This is a genomic window from Rhodococcus sp. NKCM2511 (genome assembly GCF_014905595.1).
GTDB classification, from domain to species: domain Bacteria; phylum Actinomycetota; class Actinomycetes; order Mycobacteriales; family Mycobacteriaceae; genus Rhodococcoides; species Rhodococcoides fascians.
Map to the genome: position 1 here is coordinate 138,618 of NZ_BNHJ02000005.1, position 21,612 is coordinate 160,229.

Consider the following 21,612-nt stretch of genomic DNA (forward strand, 5'->3'; position numbering starts at 1 on the left):
CCCCACGGGGCTCAGGCAGGAATGAAATCCCGGAGCACGGGAAGCCTCGTCGCCGAGCGATTCGCGAGCGTGGGCACACAACCCAGCAGTCCCTTGGTGTACGGATGCGTCGCGGTCGTTGCTATGTCGGCGGACGCCTTCTGCTCCACCAGCTCACCGCGGTACATCACCAACATGGTGTCGGAGAATTCGAGACACAGCTTGATGTCGTGACTGACGATGAGCAGTGCAGTCCCCTGCTCCTGGGTCAGGTTCTGCAGCAATTCCATCGTTCCGCGGGCCAGCGACGCGTCGAGTGCACTGGTCGGTTCGTCGGCAATGAGCAGTCGGGGTGATCCGCACAGCGCCAGGGCCGTCATCACTCGCTGGCGCATACCGCCGGACAGCTCGTAGGGCCGACTGCGCATCACGCGACGGGTATCGGAAAGCCCGACTTTGTTCAGCCAGTGCTCGGTCAGGCCCACTCGTTCGCGTTTCCGGGTGACGCCCACTCCGGCGAGGACGTGCTTGAACTGTCCCCCGATGGTCCATACGGGATCCAGCGCAGTCATCGCATCCTGGAACACCATCGCGATGCCGTCGGTTCTGCGCGGCACACTGCGGCCGGTCGACGGCTGCGCCGGCTTTCCCTCGAATTCGAGGAGCGTCGATTCGATGGTGGCACCCGCGGATACATCGATCAAACCCGCGATTGTCATGGCCAGCGTCGACTTACCCGAGCCCGACTCGCCCACCAGCGCCACCCTCTCACCGGGTGCGATCTCGAACGATGCCTTGTCCACCGCGACCACAGCCGAGTCACCGGTTCCGTACGTCACGGTGAGGTCTTGGACATCGAGGACCGGTCGGCCGGTTACCGGCGAGTAGTCATCGGTGTCATGATCGCGATGGGTGAGCGAAAGCGATTCTGGCTCTGCGGTTGTCGTCATAGATAACTCCTGCCGATACGCTGTCGATTCGAGGACGGTGTCCATGGTCGCGGTTCGGTGTTTCCCAGAGCCTCGTCGACGGTAAACAGCACATTACGCAGCCCATGCGCCGCCCTCACAGCGGCCTGAGCAGGGATTTCTTCATAAGTTTCTTGGTTAAGGCCGCAGCGCAGGCAGCGAAACCAGCACCGATGTCCGATATGCTCGCAGTCATCACTGGTGATCTCGACGTCGCGGCCACCTCGGCTCTCCCATGCGCATCCCCGAAAGGCGATGACAAATGACCCGCCCCTTCTTCGATGACGAATCCGGTTCTGTCGCAGCTCATCTACGCAGACAAGCCGACGAACAACGAGCACGATATCTCCGCGCCCAGACGAACCGCTCCGAGAAGTTCGTCACCTCACCCCGCCGCGTGTACGAGCTGATCAGGTCGGGGATCCGCCGAGGCACGATGCCCCACGACGAGATTCTGTCCGAGCAGCATCTCATCCAGTCGCTCGGCGCAACGAGAAACGCTGTGCGAAAAGCACTTCAGATGCTCGCAGACGATGGTGTCGTGCTCCGCGCGCGCCGTGCCGGTACGTCGATCGCCCACGACATCGTGGCGGTGCGAGAAGGCGAGGTGGGGCCGAGGGCCTGGGCCGGAATGCCGGACGAGGGCCGCTTGACGGTCGAAACGTTGGAGTGCAGACGTATTGCCGCGCCCACCGTCATTCAAGAATTCATCGGCACCGAGGTCGATTCGGTGATTCTCCTCGAGCAGATCGGCCGCATGGGTGGAAAGCCTCTGTATCTGCGTGTCGGCTACTGCATCACGGATTTCGAGATCGACGAATTCACCGAACGCATCGAGAGCAACCACTCGGAGTATCCGCCAATCGCCGTCGCTCATCGACGAATCTTCGGCACCACCTACGGCGGGAGCAGCTCGGTCGTCGAAGCGATCTCCTGCCAGGAACGGGCGGCCGAACTGCTGGACATGCAGGTGGGTGCGCCGGTATTGCTGCGCGAGTTGATCACTCGCGACACCGATGGTCGCCCGTCCGAACTGAGCTTCACGCACTTTCGGGCAGACCGTGTCGCCATCATCGGATCGACCGAAACGGCGGCCACCTCGGCCCTGGGCTGAGGTGACCGCCGCGACGGTGGTAGTTCAGAAGTCCAGCAGGTTGTCTCGCAACTGTTCGTGCGCATAGCCGCTGCGAACCAGGCCACGCCGACGCAGCGCCGGTATCAGCCCGTCGGTGACCTCGGTGTAGTAGCGGCGTCCGAGCTTCCCGGTCATCAGAAAGCCGTCTCCACCGACCGCATCGATGACATCCTCCATCTGCTCGGCGACGGTATCGGGTGTCCCCACCAAAGGGACCGACGTGATCGACCACGTAGCAGCCAACTGTCGCAGCGTCTTCGGAGTGCCGTCGTCGTTGGTCTTGCTGCTACCGGACCCGGCGAGGAAGTCCGCGAGGGTCGTACGGTGACCATTGGTGGTGAGCTCAGGCGGCGGGGCATCGATGTCCATGGTCGACAGGTCGTTACCCGTCACCGCAGAAATGTGCGCCAGTGCAGCATGCACCCGCGCATCGGTTGCTTCACGTGACCGTGCGTCGAGTTCGCGCGCCTCGGTGTCGGTCTCACCGAGAACCGGGGACACGATGTAGAGAATCTTGATCGAATCCGGATCGCGGCCTGCGTCCGAGGCCATGGCTCGAACGTTGTCGCGATAGGCCTTCATCGCCTCGAGCCCCTGAGCCTGACAGATGATGGTGTCGGCATTGCGGGCGGCGAAGGCGCGTCCGCGCGGCGATCCGCCGGCCTGGCAGATGACCGGCCTGCCCTGCGGCATCGGGAGCGTGTTGAGCGGGCCGCGGGTGCGATGGAACTTGCCCACGTAGTTGGCGTCGTGCACCTTCGTGTGATCGACGTACGTGTTCGACGCGGCATCCATCACCAGGGCGTCCGGTTCCCACGAGTTCCACAGCGCATCCACGGCCTCGACGAACTCCTCTGCCCGCTCGTACCGTTCGTCATGGGGCGGTAGAGCATCCATGCCGAAGTTCTGTGCGGCGCGGTCCTCGCTCGAGGTCACCACGTTCCATCCGACCCGTCCGTGAGACATGTGATCGAGGGTCGAGACCACCCGCGCCAGCAGGTACGGCGGATAGAAGCTGGTCGACATCGTCGTGATGATCCCGAGTCGAGACGTGGCGGCGGCCAACATCGGCACCAGGGCAACGGGATCGTGCTTGGGTGCGTATTGCGCCTTGGCCAAGTCGAATTCGGTCGTGCCGCCGTAGATATCCGAGACCATCGAGGAGTCCTCGAGCATCAGATAGTCGAATCCCGCGCGTTCGAGCGCCCTGGCCATATCGACGTGGAACCGCCCGTCGGCCCACGTATCGGAATCCGACCCGGTCCAGTGCGAACTCCACACCGGCGGGCGGAAGCTGGTGAACCACCCCAGATGCATGCGTGGTGTGCTCATCGTGCACCTGCCAGGTGCTCACGGAGGTTGCGACCCCGGTACCCGGTGCCGGCGACACCACGGCGCGAGAGCTCGGGCATCAGCCCATCGCACACGTCGTCGACGTACCGGCGGTTCAGTACCCCGCCGCCACCACCGAAGAACAGGAAGCCGTCGCCGCCGACCTCGTCGATCACGCTCTCCATCTCGTCCGCCACGCTGGCAGGAGTGCCGACCAACCGCAACGATTCGGTCCGTTCAGTGGCGACGGTTTCCCGAATGCTGCGTCCGGCTGCCCACTTACGAAGATTGTCCAAGATACTGGTGCTCCCCTCGGTCTTCAGATCGTCCGGAATCGGCTGATCCACATCGAGAGTCGAGAAGTCGATGTCTCCGGACAACATGATCAGGCGGCGAGCGATCGCCGCGTCGGTCGGCTCGTAGTAGCGCTCGGCCTTGCGCTTGGCGTCGTCCTCGGTCTCCCCCAGAATGGGCGTCACCATGTAGAGGACCTTGATGTCGTCGGGGTTGCGCCCGAATTCTTCCGCGCGCGCCCGCACGGTCTTGCGGTACTCGCGCATCGCATCCCGGCCCTTGGGCGCAGCGACCACCAGATCGGCTACGCGAGCAGCGAGATCGATACCGGACTTCGATGCACCCGCCTGGCACAACACTGGCTTGCCCTGTGGGCTCGGGAGCGTATTGAGCGGACCACGCACCGAGAAATGTTCTCCCACATGGTCGATAGTTCTGACCTTGGTGTGGTCGACGTACGACTCGAGACCGGGAACGATCGGTGACGCGGCATCGGCGTCCCAGGATGCCCACAATTGGTTTGCGACGTCGACGAATTCCTCGGCGATCTCGTATCGGGCATCGTGCGTCGGCAACGTGTCTCGGCCGAAGTTCTGTGCGGCGCGATCGCCCGTGGAGGTCACGATGTTCCACCCCATGCGGCCACGACTGAGATGGTCGAGGGTCGACAGCAAACGGGTGAGCAGGAAGGGCGGATAGAAGCTGGTGGACGCGGTGACGACAATGCCGATTCTGTCGGTCTCGAACGCCAGACGCGAAGCCAACGCCATCGGGTCGTGCTTCGGCGCGCGTGGTGTCCACTTGAGCTCGGACTCGAACGTGCCCCCGAAGATGTCGGTCAATGCCGTCGAATCTTCGAGCATCACGAAGTCTATTCCTGCTCGCTCGAACGCCCGGACGGTGTCGACAGCGAAAGTGCCGTCGGCCCAGTCTGTTCCGCCGGTCCCGGCGAAGGGACCGGTCCAGTCGGGCACGAGGTAATTGGTGAACCAGCCGAGTGTGAACGGTTGTGACATCGGTCCTCTTTTCCATAGTGGTGGTCGTGAATGGTCGGTGTGGGTACGGCGGATTCCTCGGTGACGACCACCTTCGATTCGGGAGTCGACATCGCCACGGTCCGCCAGGGTCGAAGTGCGAGTAGAACTGCCAGTGCCGCAACGGGAATGCTGGCGGTGAAGGCGAGCGAGTAGGACGCCTGGGCGGCGACGGCTCCGGCGACCAGTGGGCCGAGCATGGTGCCCACGTCGAAGGTGACCTGGTACACGGCGATAGGGCTTCCTCCGCGTCCGGCCAGTACGTCACCGACGGTGGCCGCACTGGCGACCATCGCACAGGTGCCACCCACGCCCCAGAGCACCATCGTCAGCACCAGAATCGGCAACGTGGGAACGATGGCGAGGACCACGATGCCGAGCAGTATCGATCCCGACCCGAACGCCAGCATCGGTCGTCGACCCCAGCTGTCGACGAGCCGACCCGCAGGCTTGACGACCACGATCTGAACAACGGCCCCGACCACGAGTACGAGACCTGACACGAACGGGCTGCCGCCGATCACCGTCGCGACGAACAACGGAACGAGGGTGAACCGCACCCCGTTGCCCACCCAGCCGTTGGCGAAGTTCGACGCGATCGAGGCCCGAAATCCCCGTTCACCGAGCGCGGCTCGCAGCGTCATCGGTTCCGGCCGGGTACTCGTATCGTGCACGACTCCGTTCGCGACGTCCGTCCTGTCGCTGGACCGGAACGCGAACCAGACCACGGCAACCCCGACGACGAGCGTCACAGCGTGGGTGAGGAACGGGGCCCGCAACGAGACGAGGGCAACCGCGCCGCCGATGACCGGTCCCAGCACTCCCCCGATGAGGAAGCCGGACTGGAAGACCGACGCAGTTCTGCCTCCGGTGTCCGGAGTGCTGTAGCGAAAGAGCAGTTGCTGGCCGGCAACGGTGAACATTGCGGTCCCGACACCCCCGACTGCTCGGAGCAGTAGAAGCGAGAGAAACGTCGGAGCGAAGGCCGCCGCCAGGGAGGACGTCGCCGCCATCAACAGGCCGGCGGTGAGAATCGTCCGTTCGTCGAACCGCAGCAGCAGTCGCGATGCTCCGAACGACGCCAGCACGCGGGTGAAAGCATAGATACTCACCACCGACGAGGCAGCGAGATCCGTTACTCCGAAATCTCTGGCGAACACCGGAATGACCGGTGCCACAACGCCGTACCCGAGCCCGATGCACACGTTGACGAACGCCAACGCATACACCGGCCCCGGCACCACCGAATCTCTGCGCAGCAACCGCATCAGAAGGACATGAGATTCTCACGAAACATGTCGTGCTCGTATTCGGTGCGGACCAGGCCACGTCGTTGCAGTGCAGGGACGAGGCCTTCGGTGATCTCACCGACGTAGCGGCGACCGATGTTGCCCGTGATCAGGAATCCGTCGCCACCGACGAAGTCCATCGTCTCGCCCATCTGTTCCGCGACGGAATCGGGAGTGCCGACGTAGTGGACGTTCTTCATGGTCCAACCCAGTGCCGCTGTGCGCGGTGTGTTTCCGTAGGACAGGAAGTCGCCGAGGGTCGTCCGGTGCCCGTTGGTGGACAGTTCGGGGAACTCCTCGTCCAGCTCGTACGTCGACAGATCTATCTCGGTCAACGCCGAGATGTGGCCCAGCGCAGACTCGATGCGCGAATCGACGTCGGCGGACATCCGCTCCACCTTGGCGCGGGCATCGGATTCGGTATCGGCCAACACCGGCTGCGTGATGAACATGATCTTGCAGCTGTCCGGATCCCGACCGGCCTTCTCCATCCGCATCCTGATGTCGTCGCGGAATGCCTTCATCGCGGCCGGGTCCTTCGCGGCGCTGAGAATCGTCTCGGCGTTGCGCGCCGCGAACTCACGCCCACGCGGCGATCCACCGGCCTGACAGATCACCGGCTCGCCCTGCGGCGACCGCGGAACGTTCAGCGGCCCACGCGACGCGTGGTACTTACCGCGAAAGTCCGTGACGTGCACCTTGGTGTGGTCGACGTAAGTGCCGTTGTCCCGGTCGAGCACCATGGCGTCGTCGTCCCACGACGCCCACAACTGCTTGACCACGTCGACGAATTCGTCTGCCCGCTCGTACCGTTGGTCGTGCTCGGCGAGTTTGTCCATCCCGTAGTTCTGGGCCGCGCGATCCTCACTGGAGGTCACCACGTTCCAGCCGACGCGGCCTCTGCTCAGGTGATCGAGCGTCGAGAACCGTCGAGCCAGCAGCCAGGGCGGGTAGAAGGACGTGGAGCAGGTAGCGATGACGCCGATGTGCTTCGTCGCGGCCGTCAGCATCGGCACGAGGGTGACCGGGTCGTGCTTGGGTGCGTACAGGCCGTACTTGAGGTCCACCCTCGAGGACTGCTCGTAGGCGTCGGACACCATCGAGGAATCCTCGAGCATGATGTAGTCGAAGCAGGCACGTTCGAGCGACCGTGCGAAATCCACGTGCAATTCTCCGTTGGCCCAGGTGCGTCCTTCGTCGCCCGCCCAGGCCGAATTCCACGGCGGGTTGGAGAAGTTGGTGAACCACCCCAGATGAAATTTGGTCATGCCGTGCTCCTTGTTCTCGATACGGATCGGGTACTTCTGTGCGGCCGAGAAAGCTCGGCAGGTTCGTTCGGGTGCACGCCGCGCCACCCCGACGGCACGCTGGCGACCAGAGCGGCCACCGCCATCGCAGCCACGGCCACCGTGAATCCCATTGCCAAGGAATCGGACTCGCTGGGCGACACACTCTGTGCGCCGCCGGAATACACCAGCTCGCGCAAGGCAGGCGGCAATGCGGAGACCACCAGCACGAGGGCCAGCGCGGTACTGAGCGTGACGGCGGTGTTGTCGAGAGACACTCGAAGACCGTTGGCCATCCCCGAGCGGTTCTCGGCCACACCCACGTTGATGGCCGACGCGTTCGCGGTCTTGAAGAGTCCGCCACTGATCCCCAGGAGGAACAGGATCACCACGAGGGGTACGCCGCGCGCCGGGCCGGCGATGTGCACCGCGAGCACCGTCAGAACCAGAGCGGTGCCGAGTGTCGAGACCGTCGTCAGCACTCGCGTCGACACCCGGGTCGCCAGCATCCCCGCTATCGGCGACATCACAGTGGTCCCCACCGCGAGGGCAGTGATCTGCAGGCCCGCACGGATGGGGCTCTGGCCCTCGACGCTCTGCAGGTACAGCGACATCGTCACTGCGACGGCACCTTCGGCCATGGTGACCAGGAACGACGCCGTGTACGCGCTGCCCCGAAAGCGATCGATCAGCAACGCTGGATCCACGATCGGATCGGCAGCGCGCTTCTCCCACCACCAGAACACAGGAAGGGCGAGAACAACACCGACCAACGGGATCACGGACGCCCAGTCGCCGAATCCGACGCTGCCTCCGCGATTCACCCCGTAGACGAGTCCACCGAGAATCACCATCGAGCCGGCCGCGCCCGCGTAGTCGAAGGGCACCCCGCGTGCCGGACGCGCCGTCCGGCGCAGCGTGATCGCAGCCCACACGGTTCCGGCCACTCCGAGGGGAACCACCACACCGAATACTCCGCGCCAGCCGACTGTTTCGGTCAGCACACCGCCCAGCAGTGGGCCGACGGATATCGCCAGCGACATGATGGTGATGTTCCAGCCGATGCCGATCGAGAGCATTCGCGGCTCGAACGCCTCGACGAGCAGGGCGGTGGTGTTGGTGATCACCGCAGCAGCGCCCACGCCCTGCACGACGCGCAGGACGATGACCAGGGTCGGGTCGCCTGCGGCTGTGATGGCGGCGGCACTGACCGTCAGGCAGGCCAACCCGAGCAGATAGACGGGACGCCTTCCGACGAGGTCGGCAACCTTGCCGAGGACCAGAATGAACACTGCCGTGGTGAGCAGATAGGCGAGCATGAACCAATCTGTCTGCGCTGCAGTAGCTCCCAGTCCGTCGCTCATGTCCGGCAGCGCCACGGGGAGCATCGAGACCGACACGAACGTGATGCTCATGCCCAGTCCGGTGACCGACAGCACGCGCCACGGGTAGGAGTTCGGTCGTATCTCCGTGGAGGCGTCTGTCGTCGACGTGACGATCAGAAGTCCATCAGGTTGTCGCGGAACAGCGTGTGTGCGTATCCGTCTCGAATGAGACCGCGCTTGCGCAGTTCGGGCGCGAGACCGTCCGTGATTTCGCTGATGTAGCGGCGATGTACGTTGCCGGCGATGAGGAATCCGTCGCCGCCGACCTCCGCGGCGATGTCGCCCATCTGTTCGGCGACTGCGTCGGCGGTACCGATCAGGGGAACAGACTTCCTGATGTCCGAGCTGGCCGCCTCTCGAAGCGTCATCCCGGCCGTGTTGGCACCGATCAATGCCATCGTGGCCCTACCGGCGTTGGTTTCGACTGCAGGAATCGGGGCGTCGAGATCGAACTTCGAGAAGTCGATACCACTCGCGTACGACATCGACGCGAGGTTGACATCGATATCGTTCCGAAAGCCGGCCAGTGTTCGCTCGTGCTTGTCCTGCGCTTCGCGGTCGGTTTCACCCAGGACCGGGTTGACGATGAACATGATCTTGCACGAATCGGGGTCCCGCCTCTCGATGACCATCCGAGCGCGGACGTCGTCGCGGTACGCCTTCATGGCCTCGACACTCTCGACCTGAGCGAGAATCGTCTCGGCATGTTTCGCCGCGAACCCGCGGCCCGCAGGCGACCCACCGGCCTGGCAGATCACCGGTCGGCCTTGGGGAGTCGGTGTGGTGTTCAGTGGACCGCGGGAGGAGTGATACTTGCCCTCGAAGTCGATGTTGTGCACCTTCGTGAAGTCGGCGAAGACACCCGCCTCGCGGTCGAGCCGAACCGAGTCCGGTTCCCACGACGACCACAACTGCTTGACGAGTTCGATCCATTCGTCGGCCATCTCGTAGCGGTGATCGTGCTCGAACATCTCCTCGTAGCCGAAGTTCTGTGCCGTCCGAACATTGTGCGAGGTGACCAGATTGACGCCTGCCCGGCCGTTACTGAGATGGTCCAGAGTGGCCGAGGTTCGTGCCGCCATGTATGGCGGATGGAACGAGGTGGTCATCGTGGCGATCAAGCCCAGACGCTCGGTGTGCTGACTCAGAATGGGCAGCAGCGAATTCGGGTCCTGCTTGGGTACCGACCGGGCGTTGGCGAGCCACCACTTCGAGGATCCACCGAACGAGTCGGGGACGAACGCGCCGTCCTCGAACATGATGTAGTCGAATCCGGCGCGTTCGAGTGACCGCGTCATGTCGATGTACAGCTCGGGGTGGTTCCATTCGGTGCCGCCCTCACCCGACCACATCTGGTTCCACGACTGGACCTGCCAGCTCAAGAACCAACCAAGGTGGAACATAGCTTCCTCTTTCCAGATCCGAAGTGTGACTAGAAGGCGCGAAGGTTCTCGCGGAAGTGTGTGTGCTCGTACGACGTTCGGGTCAGTCCGCGACGCTTGAGCGCAGGTACGAGTCCGTCGGTGATCTCCGCGACGTAACGGCGATTCATGGGTGCGCCCGCGATCAGGAAGCCGTCGCCGCCGACCTCCTGCATGACGCCGTCCATCATGTCTGCGACGTCGTCGGGGGTTCCGACGAATTCCAGTGTGTCGATGGCACTGTGGGCGGTGATGCGGTCCCGCAGAGTCTGGGTGCCGTCTCCCCTGAACTCGGCGAAACTGCTGCGATGTCCGTTGCTCTCGAGATCGGCCGGCAACGGCGCGTCGAGATCGAACTGGCTCAGATCGATGCCGGACAGGTGTGAGCGTCCGGCGAGCAGGCCGTCGATGTTCTTCGATGCCGCATCTGCCCGACGTTGCTGCTTGGCCTTGGCCTCCGCCGTCGTCTCCCCCAGGATCGGGGAAATGAGGTACATGACCTTGACGTCGTCGGGATTTCGACCCGCCTCGATCGCTCCCTGGCGAATGTCCTCGCGGTAGCGCCGCATCTTCTCGGTGCCATGAGGATTGGAGATGATCGCGTCCGCGTGTTTGGCTGCGAACTCCTTACCCTTGTCCGATCCCCCGGCCTGGAGGAACACCGGCCGACGCTGCGGGCTCGGAATGGTGTTCAGCGGACCACGGGACTTGAAGAACTTGCCCTCGAAGTCGATACGATTGACCTTCTCGTGGTCGGCGTAGATGCCGCCTGCCGAGGTGTCCGCATGCACCGCACCGTCTTCCCAGGAGTCCCAGAGCTTGCAGGCGAGCTCGACGAACTCGTCGGCCATGTCGTACCGAAGATCGTGCTCGGGCATGTCGAAGCCGTAATTCTGCGCGGCACGAGTGTTGCTGCCGGTGACGATGTTCCAGCCGATTCGCCCGGCAGCGATGTGGTCGAGTGTCGACATCAACCGGGCGACCGTGTACGGGTGGTAGAACGTCGTGGTGAGCGTCGGCACGATACCGAGGTGCTTGGTGGTGTAGGACAGGATGCCCGCCAGAACCGCTGGATCATGTTTGGGCGCAGCGGTAGCCGTCGCCAGGTAGTACTCCATGGAGCCCTTGTAGGTATCGGAGACCTGAACCGAATCCTCCATGATGAGGAAGTCGAAGCAGGCCCGCTCGAGCGAGGAGGCCAGGTCGACGTACTGATCGGGCATCATCCAGTCGGTGGCGCCGGTACCGGACCATGGTTGGTTCCAGGACTGGACACCGAAACCGGCCCCGAGAAACCATCCCAGGTGAAATTTTTTGGCAGTCATGACGTTTCTCCAGTCGTGGGAGCTATGGGTGCTCAGAACTCGAGCAGGTGATCGCGCAGATATTCGCCGGTGTACTCGGTGCGCATCAGCCCGCGTCGTTGCAGGGCCGGAACGAGGCCGTCGGCGATCTCGCCGATGTAGCGCCGGTTGTGCGGCTGGCTCCAGATCAGGAACCCGTCGCCGCCGACCTCGGCCATGGCGTCACCCATCTGCGCGGCAACGGCATCCGGGGTCCCGACCAGTTCCATGGACTCGGTTCGGTACGCGACACATGCCTCGCGCAGTGTTCGGCCATCGGCCCAGTTGCGGAAGTTCTCCAGCGTGGACTGGTGCCCGTTGGTGTGTACGTCGTCGGGCATCGGCTTGTCCAGGTCGAACGTCGAGAAGTCGATCTCCATGCTCGCCGACCAACCGATGAGGACACCCGCCGGGTTGGCGCGCACCGCATCGGCTTTGCGCTCCTGGCGGGCCAGTGCATCCTCGTGTGTCTCACCGAGAATGGGTGAGACCACGTACATCACCTTCGCCGAGTCGGGGTCCCGCCCGTGCAGCTCCATGCGACGCCTGATGTCGGCCCGGTACTCCTTCATCGCGGCAACGCCTTTGGGAAGGGCCATGATCATGTCGGCGTGTTTGGCCGCGAAGTCGCGGCCTGCGGGTGAGCCCCCGGCTTGCGTGATGACCGGCCGGCCCTGCGGTGACGGCATGGTGTTGAGCGGACCACGCGAGGAGTAGTACTTGCCCTGGAAGTCGATGGTGTGGACCTTGGTGTGGTCCACGTACGTCGACGTCTCGCGATCCATCACCACCGCGTCCGCGTCCCACGAATCCCAGAGCTGCTCGACCAACTGCACGTACTCGTCTGCTCGTGCATACCGCTCGTCGTGCGGCGGGAGTGCGTCCATTCCGAAGTTCTGCGCGGCTCGATCCTCGCTCGAGGTCACCACGTTCCAGCCGATTCGCCCCGAAGACAGGTGATCGAGTGACGAAATGGACCGAGCGAGCATGTAGGGCGGGTAGAACGACGTGGACGCCGTCAGCGCGACGCCCAATCGGCTCGTCGCGCGAGTGAGCAGGGGAGCCAGAGCAATCGGATCACCCTTGGGCGCCCAACCGCCGGTCTTCAAGGTCGCTTCCGAACTTCCGCCGTAGGTATCCGAGACCATCGACGAGTCTTCCAACAGCAGGAAGTCGAAGCACGCGCGCTCGAGCGTCTTGGCGAAGTCGACGTAGAAGTCTCCGTTGAGCCAGTCTCCACTGTCGCTGCCCTCGAATGCGGTGTTCCAGGTCGTCGGCACGAAGCTGCCGAACCAACCGAGATGAAATCTGTTGTCTGTCATGTGAAAGTCCTCGCTGATAATTCGTCCGCGTTGCGTCGTGGTCGACTACACCGTGTTCATGTTTCGACGAACCGCGTTCTCGGTAGCCGTCTGATTTCGCCGCCGTTTCGCTGCATCGGTCCCGGTAGCTCGGTCGGCGATCGGGATATGACCGCCGACCGAACTACCTACGGTGCAACGATTTCTAGGTGCCGAGGGTCAGATTCGAGTAGTCGATTCGGAAGTCGGTGCGCTGCACGAAGCCGTCGATGCCCGCCTTCAGCGCCACCGACGGCCGTACTCGGGCGATGAAGATGTACGGGGCCTGCTCGGTCATGCGGAGCTCTGCCTCGTTCCAGAACACGCCGGCCTCGGGGCTCAGGGCGTCGCCTGCGTCGAGACCCTGCTGCACCATTCCGAGGAACTCGGGGTCGTTCCAGAGAGCGACATTGGAACCGCCACCGGGCTGAGTGAGCAACTGGAGTGAGTACGGCGGAGTCATCGTGACCGATGCGCCGATACTCAAGCTGGCCTGCACCTTACCGTCGAGCGTGTCGGCATTGAGTTGCGCTGCAGGTAGTTCCGCAATCGTCACATCGATGCCGGCTTCGGAGGCGAACGACTGAATCTGGATCGCGGTGTCCTGAGCGGCCGGAAGCTGATTGTTGACACTGAGGGTGAAGGCAAGGCCGTCTGGTAGTCCAGCCTCGGCCAACAGCGACTTCGCACGTTCCGGGTCGCTGTCGAACTTCGGAAGGTCGCTGCCGTCCCAGTTCGGTGCCTTGTCGTCGAGAACGTGGTTGTACTTGTACGCCCGGCCGAAGAACACGTCGGACATGATCTGGTCGTACGGGATCGCGTAGGCCATCGCCTGACGCACACGCGCATCGGCGAACGGAGCAGTGGTGGTGTTCATCGAGAACAGCAAGTATTGATTGGACGTCGTCGTCGGGACGGTCACGGCGTCGTTGCTCTCCAGGGTCGCCTGATCCGAAGAGCGCAGCGCCAGTGCCACATCCGCGTCGCCGCGCGTGACCATGTTGGCTCTGGTCGCCGGGTCGGCCACCACACGCCGAATCATGCGCTTGATCTCGGGTTCACCCAGAACGAAGTTGGGGTTCGCTCGCATGACGATTTCCTGACCCGGCGTCACCGACTCCAACATGTATGCGCCGTAACCGAAGTTGCCGCGCATCATGTCTGCCGCACCCCACGCGACCGCGTACGGATCCTCGGGAGTGGAATTCTCGATCAGATAGTTGCTGTCGTAGATCGATCCGATGTTCTCGGCAAGGTTGGCCAGCAGGGTCAAACCGTAACCGGCCTTCTCGACCGTGAAGCTGACCGTGTACGGATCGATCTTCTTCAACTGGGTCGCCGGGTCGACCAACATCGGCTTGAAGTAGCCGGCCATACCGCCGCCCGGGGTCGCGAACTTACGCTCGAAGGACCACAGAACGTCGTCGGCATCGAGCTCGTTTCCGTGCTCGCTCATCACTCCCTGACGCAGATGGAACGTGTAGACGAGCTGATCCGGGCTCACCTCGTAACTGTCCGCGAGGTACGGCTCGAAATTGTAGTAATCCTGCACGAGCGCATCCGAGCCGTCTTCCTCCACGTACGGCTTACGGATCAACTGGGCGTGCATGTTGTTGGTGACGTCCTGATTGTCGGTGCCGGCGGTGTAGCCGTAGTCGCGCACCACATTCGACGCCTGATCTGGGGTGACGACGACGATCTCGCCCGAGGTCGATGCCGAGGCCTGGCTGCCGCCACCGTCCGAGCACGCGCTGAGCGCGAGCGCGCCGACGAGCAACGGCACTGTCCATCGGATTCCGACCGACAATCGATGAGAGATTTTCACGTGGGTTCGTTCTCCTTGCTGAGTGCACGAATGCAGGTGTCATCACCGGTCGAGCCGACGGCTTCGATCGCGGGAGGTCGTGGACGAGAGAGATATGCGGACGTCGCTGTCCGTTACGGCTGTCAGTGAGAGCGGCGGGTGCCCTTGGTCAGTCGGCGGCCGACGACGGCAACGGAGGCCACTGTCAGGCACAGGGCGAGGGCAGGTGCGCCCGCCGACCACAACTTGCCGATCGCGGCGTCGCCTGCGCCGCGGGTGATCATCGAGCCCCATTCCGGGGTGGGCGGCGGCAGTCCGACACCGAGGAAGCCGAGTGCCGCAGTGAGGATGATCGTCATGCCGAACACCACCGATGCGTTCTGCAGCGCTGGAACCGACGAGTTGGGCAGGACGTGACGGAACACCAGTTGTGTCTCGGACAGTCCCGCCTGACGAGCCGCGTCGAGGTATGCGTCGCCGCGCACTCGGAGCACCTCGGTGCGGACGAGCCGGGCTTGAATCGGCGCGAGAATGATCGACAACGTGAAGATCATCGTGATCGACGACGTCCCGAAGAACGAGACCACCACCAGGGCGACAATCACCGTCGGGACGGCTTCGAGCAGGTCCAGGAAACGAGCGGCGGCGCGGGCCAGGAAGCCGCCGAGACCGCGGCCCGCCTCGTTCATCCCAATTATCAACCCGATCAGGATGCCTCCCATCGTGGCAGCAATGGTCACTGCGAGAGCGATGGTGACGTCGATTCGTGCGCCGGCAATGGTCCGCGAGAAGACATCGAGACCGTTGGAATCGGTTCCCAGTAAGAACTGTGAATCCGGCGACAGCGACGGCGCGCCCACAACTTTGGTCGGATCGAACGGCACGATCCACGGGCCGATCAACGTGACGAGCAGAATCAACGCCAACGGCACCGCCAGCGCAACCGTGCCGATCGCGGCCGGGCGTCGCCGCTTCGACGGCGTCGCCGAGTCTGTGCCGGCTTTCTTCGGTATCAGGGCAACCATCAGGAACCACCTCCTGCTCGACCCGGCTTGCGCCGGGGATCGAGCAACATGTTGATCAGGTCGACGCACAGGAAGACGAGCAGTGAGATCGCCGCGACCACGAGCAGAAAGCCCTGCAGCGCAATGAGATCCGTCGCAGCCACTGCCTCCACTGCGTACCGCCCCATTCCGCCGAGGCCGAAGAGGGTCTCGAGGATGACCGCGCCGCCGAGGAGCGACCCGAACACCAGGCCGAACAATGCGACGGTGGGAGGCAGCGCGCGGCGATATGCGCTGGCGTAGATGTACTTTCGTGCCGATCCGGTGGCGACCTTGAACAGTGTCGGCTGCGCGGTCAGGCTGGAATCGAGTGCAGTCAGCAGCTGCTTGAGCAGAATCGGCGTCACCGACACGACGAGTACTCCGATGGGAAGAAGCAGATGCGAGAACATCGAGGACACGACGACGGAGTCACCGCGAAGAAGGGCGTCGAGCAGAGGGAAGGACGTGATCGGCTCGGGTTCGGTGAGCCCTGCCCTGATCCGGCCCGAGGGTGCCGGCACCACCTGCAGGGTGGCGTAGAACAGGAAGATCCCGACCACACCGACGACGAATTCGGGGACCGCACCGGCAGCTTGGCCGTACCAACGCACCACTCGCGCCGCGACCGACCGGGGCTTGGCGACCACCACCGCTGACAGGGCGAGCGTCACGGTGATGAGAACGGTGAAGGCAATTCCCGCCAGTTCCACCGTGCCGGGCAGCCGGTCTGCGATGTCGGTCGTGACCGGTCTGCCGGTCATGATCGCGTTGCCCAGATCGAAGTGGAGAAGATTTCCCAGATAGGTCATCAACTGCGACCACAAACTTCCGTCCAGACCGAGTTCCGCTTTCGTTGCCAGATAGTCCGCCTCGGTGGCCTCGGGACCGACAACCTCACGTGCAGGATCGCCCGGGATGGCTCGCACCAGGAAGAAGGCCGCAACAGCGAACACCAACAGGTGCACTGGCAGGACGGCGATCCGGCCTATCCACCACCGGTTACGTCCGAGAAAGCCCGTCATCGCGCAGCCGCCACGGCGAGTTGCTCGACCTGTTCGTCCCCGCGATACGCGTCGAGCAGTTCGACGGTATAGGGATCCTGGGGCCGTTCGACCACATCGTCTGTTGTGCCCTGTTCCACGATCACACCGTTTCTCATGACAACGAGTTCACTCGCGATGAATGCGGTGGCCGGCAACCCGTGGGAAACGAACACCAGGCCGCAGTCCGAGTCGATGCAGTACTGCCGCAGCATGTTCAGAATTGCTCCTTGAACGGAGACGTCCAAGGCGGACACCACTTCGTCGCACAACAGAATGCGAGGTTCGACGACCAGAGCTCGTGCGATCGAGAAGCGTTGCCGTTGTCCGCCCGACACCTCGGTGGGGAACCGATCGGCCATCGCCGGGTCCAGCTCGAGCGACGCGAGCGTCTCGTCCACGCGGGCATCGGCGGTCTTGGCATTCATCCCCAGCAGACGCATGGCGGGCAACCGCACGGCGTCACGCAACGTTCGACGCGGATCGAACGACGACGTCGTGTCCTGCGCGACGTATTGCACCTTGGATCTGAAATCGCGTCGCCCTGCCCGTGAGGACAACACCCCGTTCAGTTCGGTGCCGTTGTACGACACCGACCCTGTAGTCGGCGACAACAGGCCGCACATCATCCGGACCAACGTCGATTTCCCGGAGCCGGACTCACCGACGATGCCGACGGCCGAGCTCGACGTGATTTTCATGCTGATGTCGTCGACAGCCGGTGTGCCGGATCCCGAGCGAACGAAAGTCTTGCCCAGCTGTTCGACGTCGATCTCGGCGTACGCTGTGCGCGAATTGCCACTCATCAAGATCCTCCAGGCGGTTGTCTCCAGCAGATCTGCTGCTTGACTGCACAGCTTTCTCGCGACGCGTTACTGAAAGCGACCCTCGGCGTAACTGAAGTATTACGCCGAGCAAACATGCAGCTCAAAGGGCATGGAATGGGGCTAAACGCCACAGTGACGTAGGTCTCGATCAGCTACCGCTGCCGACGTGGGCGGCGTTATCCGGCTCTACAGGCGCTCCAGCAGGCCTTGTCTGCGGCGTAATAGCTCATTTACTCCTGCGCCATGTTCGGTAATGCAGTTGCAGCAGGCTTCACCTATCTGCAATCGCTGCATTGCCCACCATCACGACAGGAGTGACATGTACGAACGCGCTCGCACCGACGTACCTCGGCCACATCGGCATTCGACGTCATCGCCGACGAAAGGCGTTGCAGCATGATGCATCTCGGCTGGTTCTTCACCACAGGATTCGGTGTCTACGGCTGGAACCAACCGTGGTCCGGAAACGTCGCGTCGGACATCGGCCGCCCCGATCTGTTCGTCGACGCGGCAAAAAGCCTGGAGCGCGCCGGATTCGACTACATCATGCTCGAGGATTCCTCGGTGCTATCCGACGTGTATCGCGGAACGTTCGAGAGCTCGGTTCGTCGCGGAACCACCGTGCGTTTCGATCCCATGCCACTCGTTCCACTGATGGCCGACGCCACCGAGCGAATCGGCATAATCGCCACTGTCGCAACCACTTTCTATCCGCCGTTCCTTGCCGCCCGCCTGATGTCCACGCTCGATCACGTCACCGAGGGCCGGGTCGGAATCAACCTCGTCACCGCAAGCGCCGACGGTGCCGCACAGAACTACGGACTGCCCAAACAGATCGAACACGACCTTCGCTACGAGATGGCCGACGAATGGGTCGACGTCGTATCGCAACTGTGGGATTCGTGGGACGAGGACGCGCTGGTTCTAGACCCGGCGTCAGGTGTTTTCGCGGATCACGAGAAGATCCACAAGATCGAATTCGAGGGCAAGTACTACGCGTCCCGTGGACCGTTGAACATTCCCCGCGGTCCCCAGGGTCGGCCGGTCATCTGTCAGGCCGGCGGCTCCCCCGCCGGGCGCGCGTTCGGGGCCAAACACGCAGACACCATCATCGCCAATGTTCGCGGACTGGACGCGATGAAGGAATACCGCGAGGACATCAGCCGGCGGCTGGTCGACTACGGCCGCAAGCCCGACGACGTGAAGGTGCTCTTCCTCGTCAGTCCCATCATGGCCGACACCGACGAGGAAGCCATCGTCAAGCGCGACCGGATGCGTGAGGTGCAGAAGAACAACATCGACGGTGTCCTGGCCGCAATGTCGTATCTCAGCAGCACCGACTTCTCGCAATTCGACATCGACGCCCCGGTTCCCGACCTGACCAAATACAACGGCCACAAGAGCACCCTCGAGGACATGGCCAAATCGGGTAAGACGCTGCGCGAGATCATCGCCAACTATCCGACGGTCGAGTCGATGGAACTCGTCGGAACGACCGAGACCGTCGCGCAGAAGATGGACGAGGCAATGGAGTTCGTCGGCGGCGACGGGTTCCTCATCGCCTCCCCCGTCACCCGCAAAGTGATCTCCGAGATCGCCGACGGACTCGCACCCGCGCTGCGTCGGCGTGGAGCAATTCGCGACGGCTACTCCCGAACCACGTTCCGCGAGAACCTCGCCGCCTTCTGAACCGGCGTTGTATCACCAGAAATTCGATAGTGCCCCAGTTCAGAACCCCTGACGCATCCGCCGGAACCAGCGCAATGGCCGCGCAACGTTCGAGTCTCACGGCCGTCACGCTCCTCGTGTTGGCTGGTGCCATCGCCTCGTAGAAAGCGCCAACGAATGAAAATTACTGTTGTAGCGGGCAATCCGAAGCCGGAGTCGCGGACACTCGACGCCGCGCGAGTCCTCGCCACCGCACTGACCGGTGAGCCCGGTGAGACGATCGACGTGATCACGCTCGGTGCCGGACTGCTCGGCTGGGGCGACTCGGCCGTGCAGGCCGCAGTCGGGACCGTTGCGTCGTCCGATTTCGTCGTCTTCGCAAGCCCGACGTTCAAGGCCACCTACACCGGCGTCTTGAAGTTGTTCCTCGATCAATTCGCCGGCGATACCGGACTGAAGAATGTCGTCGCCGTACCGCTCATGCTCGGCGGTGGTCCGGCGCACGCAATGGCACCGGATCTGTTTCTGAAGCACGTTCTCGTCGAACTCGGGGCGGTCGCCCCGGCCCCTGGCCTGTACCTCATCGATTCGACGTACACCACCGATACTCGGATCGCCGACTACGTCACCCGCTGGGGCGAGACCATACTCGCCGCGGCTCGAACACGAACGGATGCATCATGACCCTGAGCACCACCAGCCTCGACCAGTCCGTGCTGCGAAACGCGTTCGGACAGTTCCCCAGTGGGGTCGTCGCCGTCTGCGCCGAGATCGACGGAGTCAAGATCGGCATGGCCGCAAGCAGTTTCGTTGCAGTGTCGATCGACCCGCCCCTCGTCGCCTTCTGCGTTCAGGACACCTCGACCACGTGGCCGAAATTCGCTGCAGCCTCACGAATCGGCATCAGTGTGCTCGGCGAACTGCACGACGTCGCGGCTCGCACACTCGCCGCGAAGACGGGCAACCGATTCGAAGGATTGACGACCACCACCACCGAGGACGGTGCAGTCTTCATCGACGGTGCGAGCATGTGGCTGGATGCCAGTGTCACCGAACAGGTCACGGCCGGTGATCACGACATCGTCCTGCTGCGCATCAACGAACTCGAGGTCAAGGACGGTGTTGCCCCGATCGTGTTTCATGGCAGTAAGTTTCGTCGGTTGGCGGTTGATCTCTGATGAGCGCCGTCGAAAATGCGCTCGAAGCGCTCCGCGCCGGAAAGCCGGTGTTCGTCACCGATTCCGCCGATCGGGAGAACGAGGGCGACGTCATCATGGCGGCCGACCGGATCACTCCCGCATGGACGGCATGGACGGTCCGCAACACCTCGGGGCTGCTGTGCGCTCCGATGAGCGACGCCAGGGCGGACGCTCTCGAACTACCGCCGATGGTGTCGAACAATCAGGATCCGAAGAGGACCGCGTACACCGTCACCGTCGATGCAGCTGTGGGCATCACCACCGGTATCAGCGCTGCGGATCGCGCCCGGACACTGCAGGTACTCGCCCATCCCGGTTCCGTCGCCACCGACATCATCCGTCCCGGCCACGTGCTTCCCCTGCGTGCGCGACCCGGCGGTGTCCTGGAGCGGCCGGGTCATACCGAAGCAGCCGTCGACCTGTGTGCCCTCGCCGGACTTCCCGCTGTCGGCGTCATCGCCGAGCTGGTTGCCGACGACGGTTCGATGATGCAGTTCCACGAGATCGAGAATCTCGGTGCGCGGATGCAGCTTCCGGTGCTCACCATCGAGGAACTCATCGCCTATCGGCAGCTTCGCGATCCGGCACCGGTGGCCGGTCCCGCTCGGGTCGAGCGAATGGTGGAGACAGTCCTCGCGACCCCGCACGGCGATTTCAAGATGTTCGGCTACCTCGATCACAAGACCGGGGCCGAACACGTTGCGCTGGTGTCGGGTGACGTCCGAGACAACGCCATGGTTCGCGTGCACTCGGAGTGCCTGACCGGAGAATCGTTTCTGTCGCAGCGGTGCGAATGCGGTCCACAGCTGAACACCGCACTCGAACGGATCGCGGCCGACGGCGGTGTACTCGTGTACATGCGTGGTCACGAGGGCCGCGGAATCGGTTTGCTGAAGAAGCTCGCGGCCTATCGCCTGCAGGACGAGGGCTTCGACACCGTGCAGGCCAACCTCGAACTCGACGAACCGGCCGACGGACGTGAGTACGGTGGTGCCGCTGCTATTTTGAAAGACCTGGGTCTGACCACGGTTCGTTTGTTGACCAACAACCCCGACAAGATTCGTGGCCTGGAAGCGCACGGCGTCGACGTCAGTTCACGGTTGCCTATCGTCGTGGGTGCCGCGCAGGCCAACATCCACTACCTCGAGACCAAGCGCTCCCAGATGGGACATTTTTTGCCGCACAGCGTGGCTCAGGGTTGGTGAACGGCCGAGCGATCGAG

Annotated in this window: 18 protein-coding genes; 5 read left to right on the forward strand and 13 right to left on the reverse strand. The window is 63.3% G+C overall.

What is annotated here, in order from left to right; genetic code table 11:
- Positions 1–11: 11 nt before the first annotated feature.
- Positions 12–929: an ABC transporter ATP-binding protein gene (locus JLZ96_RS24090; RefSeq protein WP_201011480.1), complete on the reverse strand. Its 918-nt coding sequence runs from the start codon at positions 927–929 to the stop codon at positions 12–14.
- A 280-nt stretch (positions 930–1,209) separates the two neighbouring features.
- On the opposite strand from JLZ96_RS24090, the gene JLZ96_RS24095 reads away from it, so the two are divergent.
- Positions 1,210–2,061, forward strand: a complete 852-nt coding sequence (locus JLZ96_RS24095) for a GntR family transcriptional regulator (protein ID WP_032384821.1) — start codon at positions 1,210–1,212, stop codon at positions 2,059–2,061.
- A gap of 24 nt (positions 2,062–2,085) precedes the next feature.
- Here JLZ96_RS24095 and JLZ96_RS24100 read toward each other — a convergent pair whose 3' ends face one another.
- The 12 genes from JLZ96_RS24100 to JLZ96_RS24150 form a co-directional block, all read right to left on the reverse strand.
- Positions 2,086–3,414: an NtaA/DmoA family FMN-dependent monooxygenase gene (locus JLZ96_RS24100; protein ID WP_201011481.1), complete on the reverse strand. Its 1,329-nt coding sequence runs from the start codon at positions 3,412–3,414 to the stop codon at positions 2,086–2,088.
- A complete protein-coding gene (locus JLZ96_RS24105) occupies positions 3,411–4,682 on the reverse strand; it encodes an NtaA/DmoA family FMN-dependent monooxygenase (RefSeq protein WP_236254231.1) in 1,272 nt (423 codons plus the stop codon). The genes JLZ96_RS24100 and JLZ96_RS24105 overlap by 4 nt, the downstream gene beginning before the upstream one ends.
- Positions 4,580–6,010: an MFS transporter gene (locus JLZ96_RS25080; RefSeq protein ID WP_236254232.1), complete on the reverse strand. Its 1,431-nt coding sequence runs from the start codon at positions 6,008–6,010 to the stop codon at positions 4,580–4,582. The genes JLZ96_RS24105 and JLZ96_RS25080 overlap by 103 nt, the downstream gene beginning before the upstream one ends.
- Positions 6,010–7,299, reverse strand: a complete 1,290-nt coding sequence (locus JLZ96_RS24110; protein WP_094718756.1) for an NtaA/DmoA family FMN-dependent monooxygenase — start codon at positions 7,297–7,299, stop codon at positions 6,010–6,012. The genes JLZ96_RS25080 and JLZ96_RS24110 overlap by 1 nt, the downstream gene beginning before the upstream one ends.
- Positions 7,296–8,756 carry an MFS transporter gene (locus JLZ96_RS24115; protein WP_201011482.1) on the reverse strand — a complete coding sequence of 487 codons (1,461 nt, stop codon included), beginning with the start codon at positions 8,754–8,756 and terminating at the stop codon, positions 7,296–7,298. Before JLZ96_RS24115 ends, JLZ96_RS24110 begins: the two co-directional genes overlap by 4 nt.
- A 59-nt stretch (positions 8,757–8,815) precedes the next feature.
- Positions 8,816–10,105, reverse strand: coding sequence for an NtaA/DmoA family FMN-dependent monooxygenase (locus JLZ96_RS24120; protein ID WP_201011483.1), 1,290 nt, complete (start codon positions 10,103–10,105; stop codon positions 8,816–8,818).
- A 29-nt stretch (positions 10,106–10,134) separates the two neighbouring features.
- Positions 10,135–11,448: an NtaA/DmoA family FMN-dependent monooxygenase gene (locus tag JLZ96_RS24125; protein WP_201011484.1), complete on the reverse strand. Its 1,314-nt coding sequence runs from the start codon at positions 11,446–11,448 to the stop codon at positions 10,135–10,137.
- A 32-nt stretch (positions 11,449–11,480) separates the two neighbouring features.
- A complete protein-coding gene (locus JLZ96_RS24130) occupies positions 11,481–12,788 on the reverse strand; it encodes an NtaA/DmoA family FMN-dependent monooxygenase (RefSeq protein WP_201011485.1) in 1,308 nt (435 codons plus the stop codon).
- 184 nt (positions 12,789–12,972) lie between these two features.
- Complete coding sequence (locus JLZ96_RS24135) at positions 12,973–14,631, reverse strand: ABC transporter substrate-binding protein (protein ID WP_201011486.1); 1,659 nt, start codon at positions 14,629–14,631, stop codon at positions 12,973–12,975.
- 122 nt (positions 14,632–14,753) lie between these two features.
- Positions 14,754–15,635 carry an ABC transporter permease gene (locus JLZ96_RS24140; protein ID WP_032388509.1) on the reverse strand — a complete coding sequence of 294 codons (882 nt, stop codon included), beginning with the start codon at positions 15,633–15,635 and terminating at the stop codon, positions 14,754–14,756.
- Positions 15,635–16,678 carry an ABC transporter permease gene (locus JLZ96_RS24145; protein ID WP_032384812.1) on the reverse strand — a complete coding sequence of 348 codons (1,044 nt, stop codon included), beginning with the start codon at positions 16,676–16,678 and terminating at the stop codon, positions 15,635–15,637. Before JLZ96_RS24145 ends, JLZ96_RS24140 begins: the two co-directional genes overlap by 1 nt.
- Positions 16,675–17,502, reverse strand: a complete 828-nt coding sequence (locus JLZ96_RS24150) for an ABC transporter ATP-binding protein (RefSeq protein ID WP_032384811.1) — start codon at positions 17,500–17,502, stop codon at positions 16,675–16,677. The genes JLZ96_RS24145 and JLZ96_RS24150 overlap by 4 nt, the downstream gene beginning before the upstream one ends.
- A gap of 417 nt (positions 17,503–17,919) precedes the next feature.
- On the opposite strand from JLZ96_RS24150, the gene JLZ96_RS24155 reads away from it, so the two are divergent.
- From JLZ96_RS24155 to ribA, 4 genes are all read left to right on the forward strand, one after another.
- On the forward strand, positions 17,920–19,212 hold the full coding sequence (locus JLZ96_RS24155; protein WP_201011487.1) for an NtaA/DmoA family FMN-dependent monooxygenase: 1,293 nt from the start codon (positions 17,920–17,922) through the stop codon (positions 19,210–19,212).
- A gap of 156 nt (positions 19,213–19,368) precedes the next feature.
- On the forward strand, positions 19,369–19,875 hold the full coding sequence (locus JLZ96_RS24160; RefSeq protein ID WP_201011488.1) for an NADPH-dependent FMN reductase: 507 nt from the start codon (positions 19,369–19,371) through the stop codon (positions 19,873–19,875).
- Positions 19,872–20,369 (forward strand): flavin reductase family protein, encoded by a 498-nt coding sequence (locus JLZ96_RS24165; protein ID WP_094718751.1) that lies wholly within the window; start codon positions 19,872–19,874, stop codon positions 20,367–20,369. The genes JLZ96_RS24160 and JLZ96_RS24165 overlap by 4 nt, the downstream gene beginning before the upstream one ends.
- Entirely contained in the window at positions 20,369–21,595 is a 1,227-nt protein-coding gene (gene ribA, locus JLZ96_RS24170) for a GTP cyclohydrolase II (RefSeq protein WP_094718750.1), read from the forward strand. The genes JLZ96_RS24165 and ribA overlap by 1 nt, the downstream gene beginning before the upstream one ends.
- Positions 21,596–21,612: the final 17 nt, after the last annotated feature.

Bases quoted from the DNA above. Each gene is read 5' to 3' on its own strand.
- JLZ96_RS24090 (WP_201011480.1), bottom strand. From the start codon at position 929: ATGACGACAACCGCAGAGCCAGAATCGCTTTCGCTCACCCATCGCGAT.
- JLZ96_RS24095 (WP_032384821.1), top strand. From the start codon at position 1,210: ATGACCCGCCCCTTCTTCGATGACGAATCCGGTTCTGTCGCAGCTCAT.
- JLZ96_RS24100 (WP_201011481.1), bottom strand. From the start codon at position 3,414: ATGAGCACACCACGCATGCATCTGGGGTGGTTCACCAGCTTCCGCCCG.
- JLZ96_RS25080 (WP_236254232.1), bottom strand. From the start codon at position 6,010: ATGCGGTTGCTGCGCAGAGATTCGGTGGTGCCGGGGCCGGTGTATGCG.
- JLZ96_RS24110 (WP_094718756.1), bottom strand. From the start codon at position 7,299: ATGACCAAATTTCATCTGGGGTGGTTCACCAACTTCTCCAACCCGCCG.
- JLZ96_RS24120 (WP_201011483.1), bottom strand. From the start codon at position 10,105: ATGTTCCACCTTGGTTGGTTCTTGAGCTGGCAGGTCCAGTCGTGGAAC.
- JLZ96_RS24125 (WP_201011484.1), bottom strand. From the start codon at position 11,448: ATGACTGCCAAAAAATTTCACCTGGGATGGTTTCTCGGGGCCGGTTTC.
- JLZ96_RS24130 (WP_201011485.1), bottom strand. From the start codon at position 12,788: ATGACAGACAACAGATTTCATCTCGGTTGGTTCGGCAGCTTCGTGCCG.
- JLZ96_RS24140 (WP_032388509.1), bottom strand. From the start codon at position 15,635: ATGGTTGCCCTGATACCGAAGAAAGCCGGCACAGACTCGGCGACGCCG.
- JLZ96_RS24145 (WP_032384812.1), bottom strand. From the start codon at position 16,678: ATGACGGGCTTTCTCGGACGTAACCGGTGGTGGATAGGCCGGATCGCC.
- JLZ96_RS24150 (WP_032384811.1), bottom strand. From the start codon at position 17,502: ATGAGTGGCAATTCGCGCACAGCGTACGCCGAGATCGACGTCGAACAG.
- JLZ96_RS24155 (WP_201011487.1), top strand. From the start codon at position 17,920: ATGATGCATCTCGGCTGGTTCTTCACCACAGGATTCGGTGTCTACGGC.
- JLZ96_RS24160 (WP_201011488.1), top strand. From the start codon at position 19,369: ATGAAAATTACTGTTGTAGCGGGCAATCCGAAGCCGGAGTCGCGGACA.
- JLZ96_RS24165 (WP_094718751.1), top strand. From the start codon at position 19,872: ATGACCCTGAGCACCACCAGCCTCGACCAGTCCGTGCTGCGAAACGCG.
- ribA (WP_094718750.1), top strand. From the start codon at position 20,369: ATGAGCGCCGTCGAAAATGCGCTCGAAGCGCTCCGCGCCGGAAAGCCG.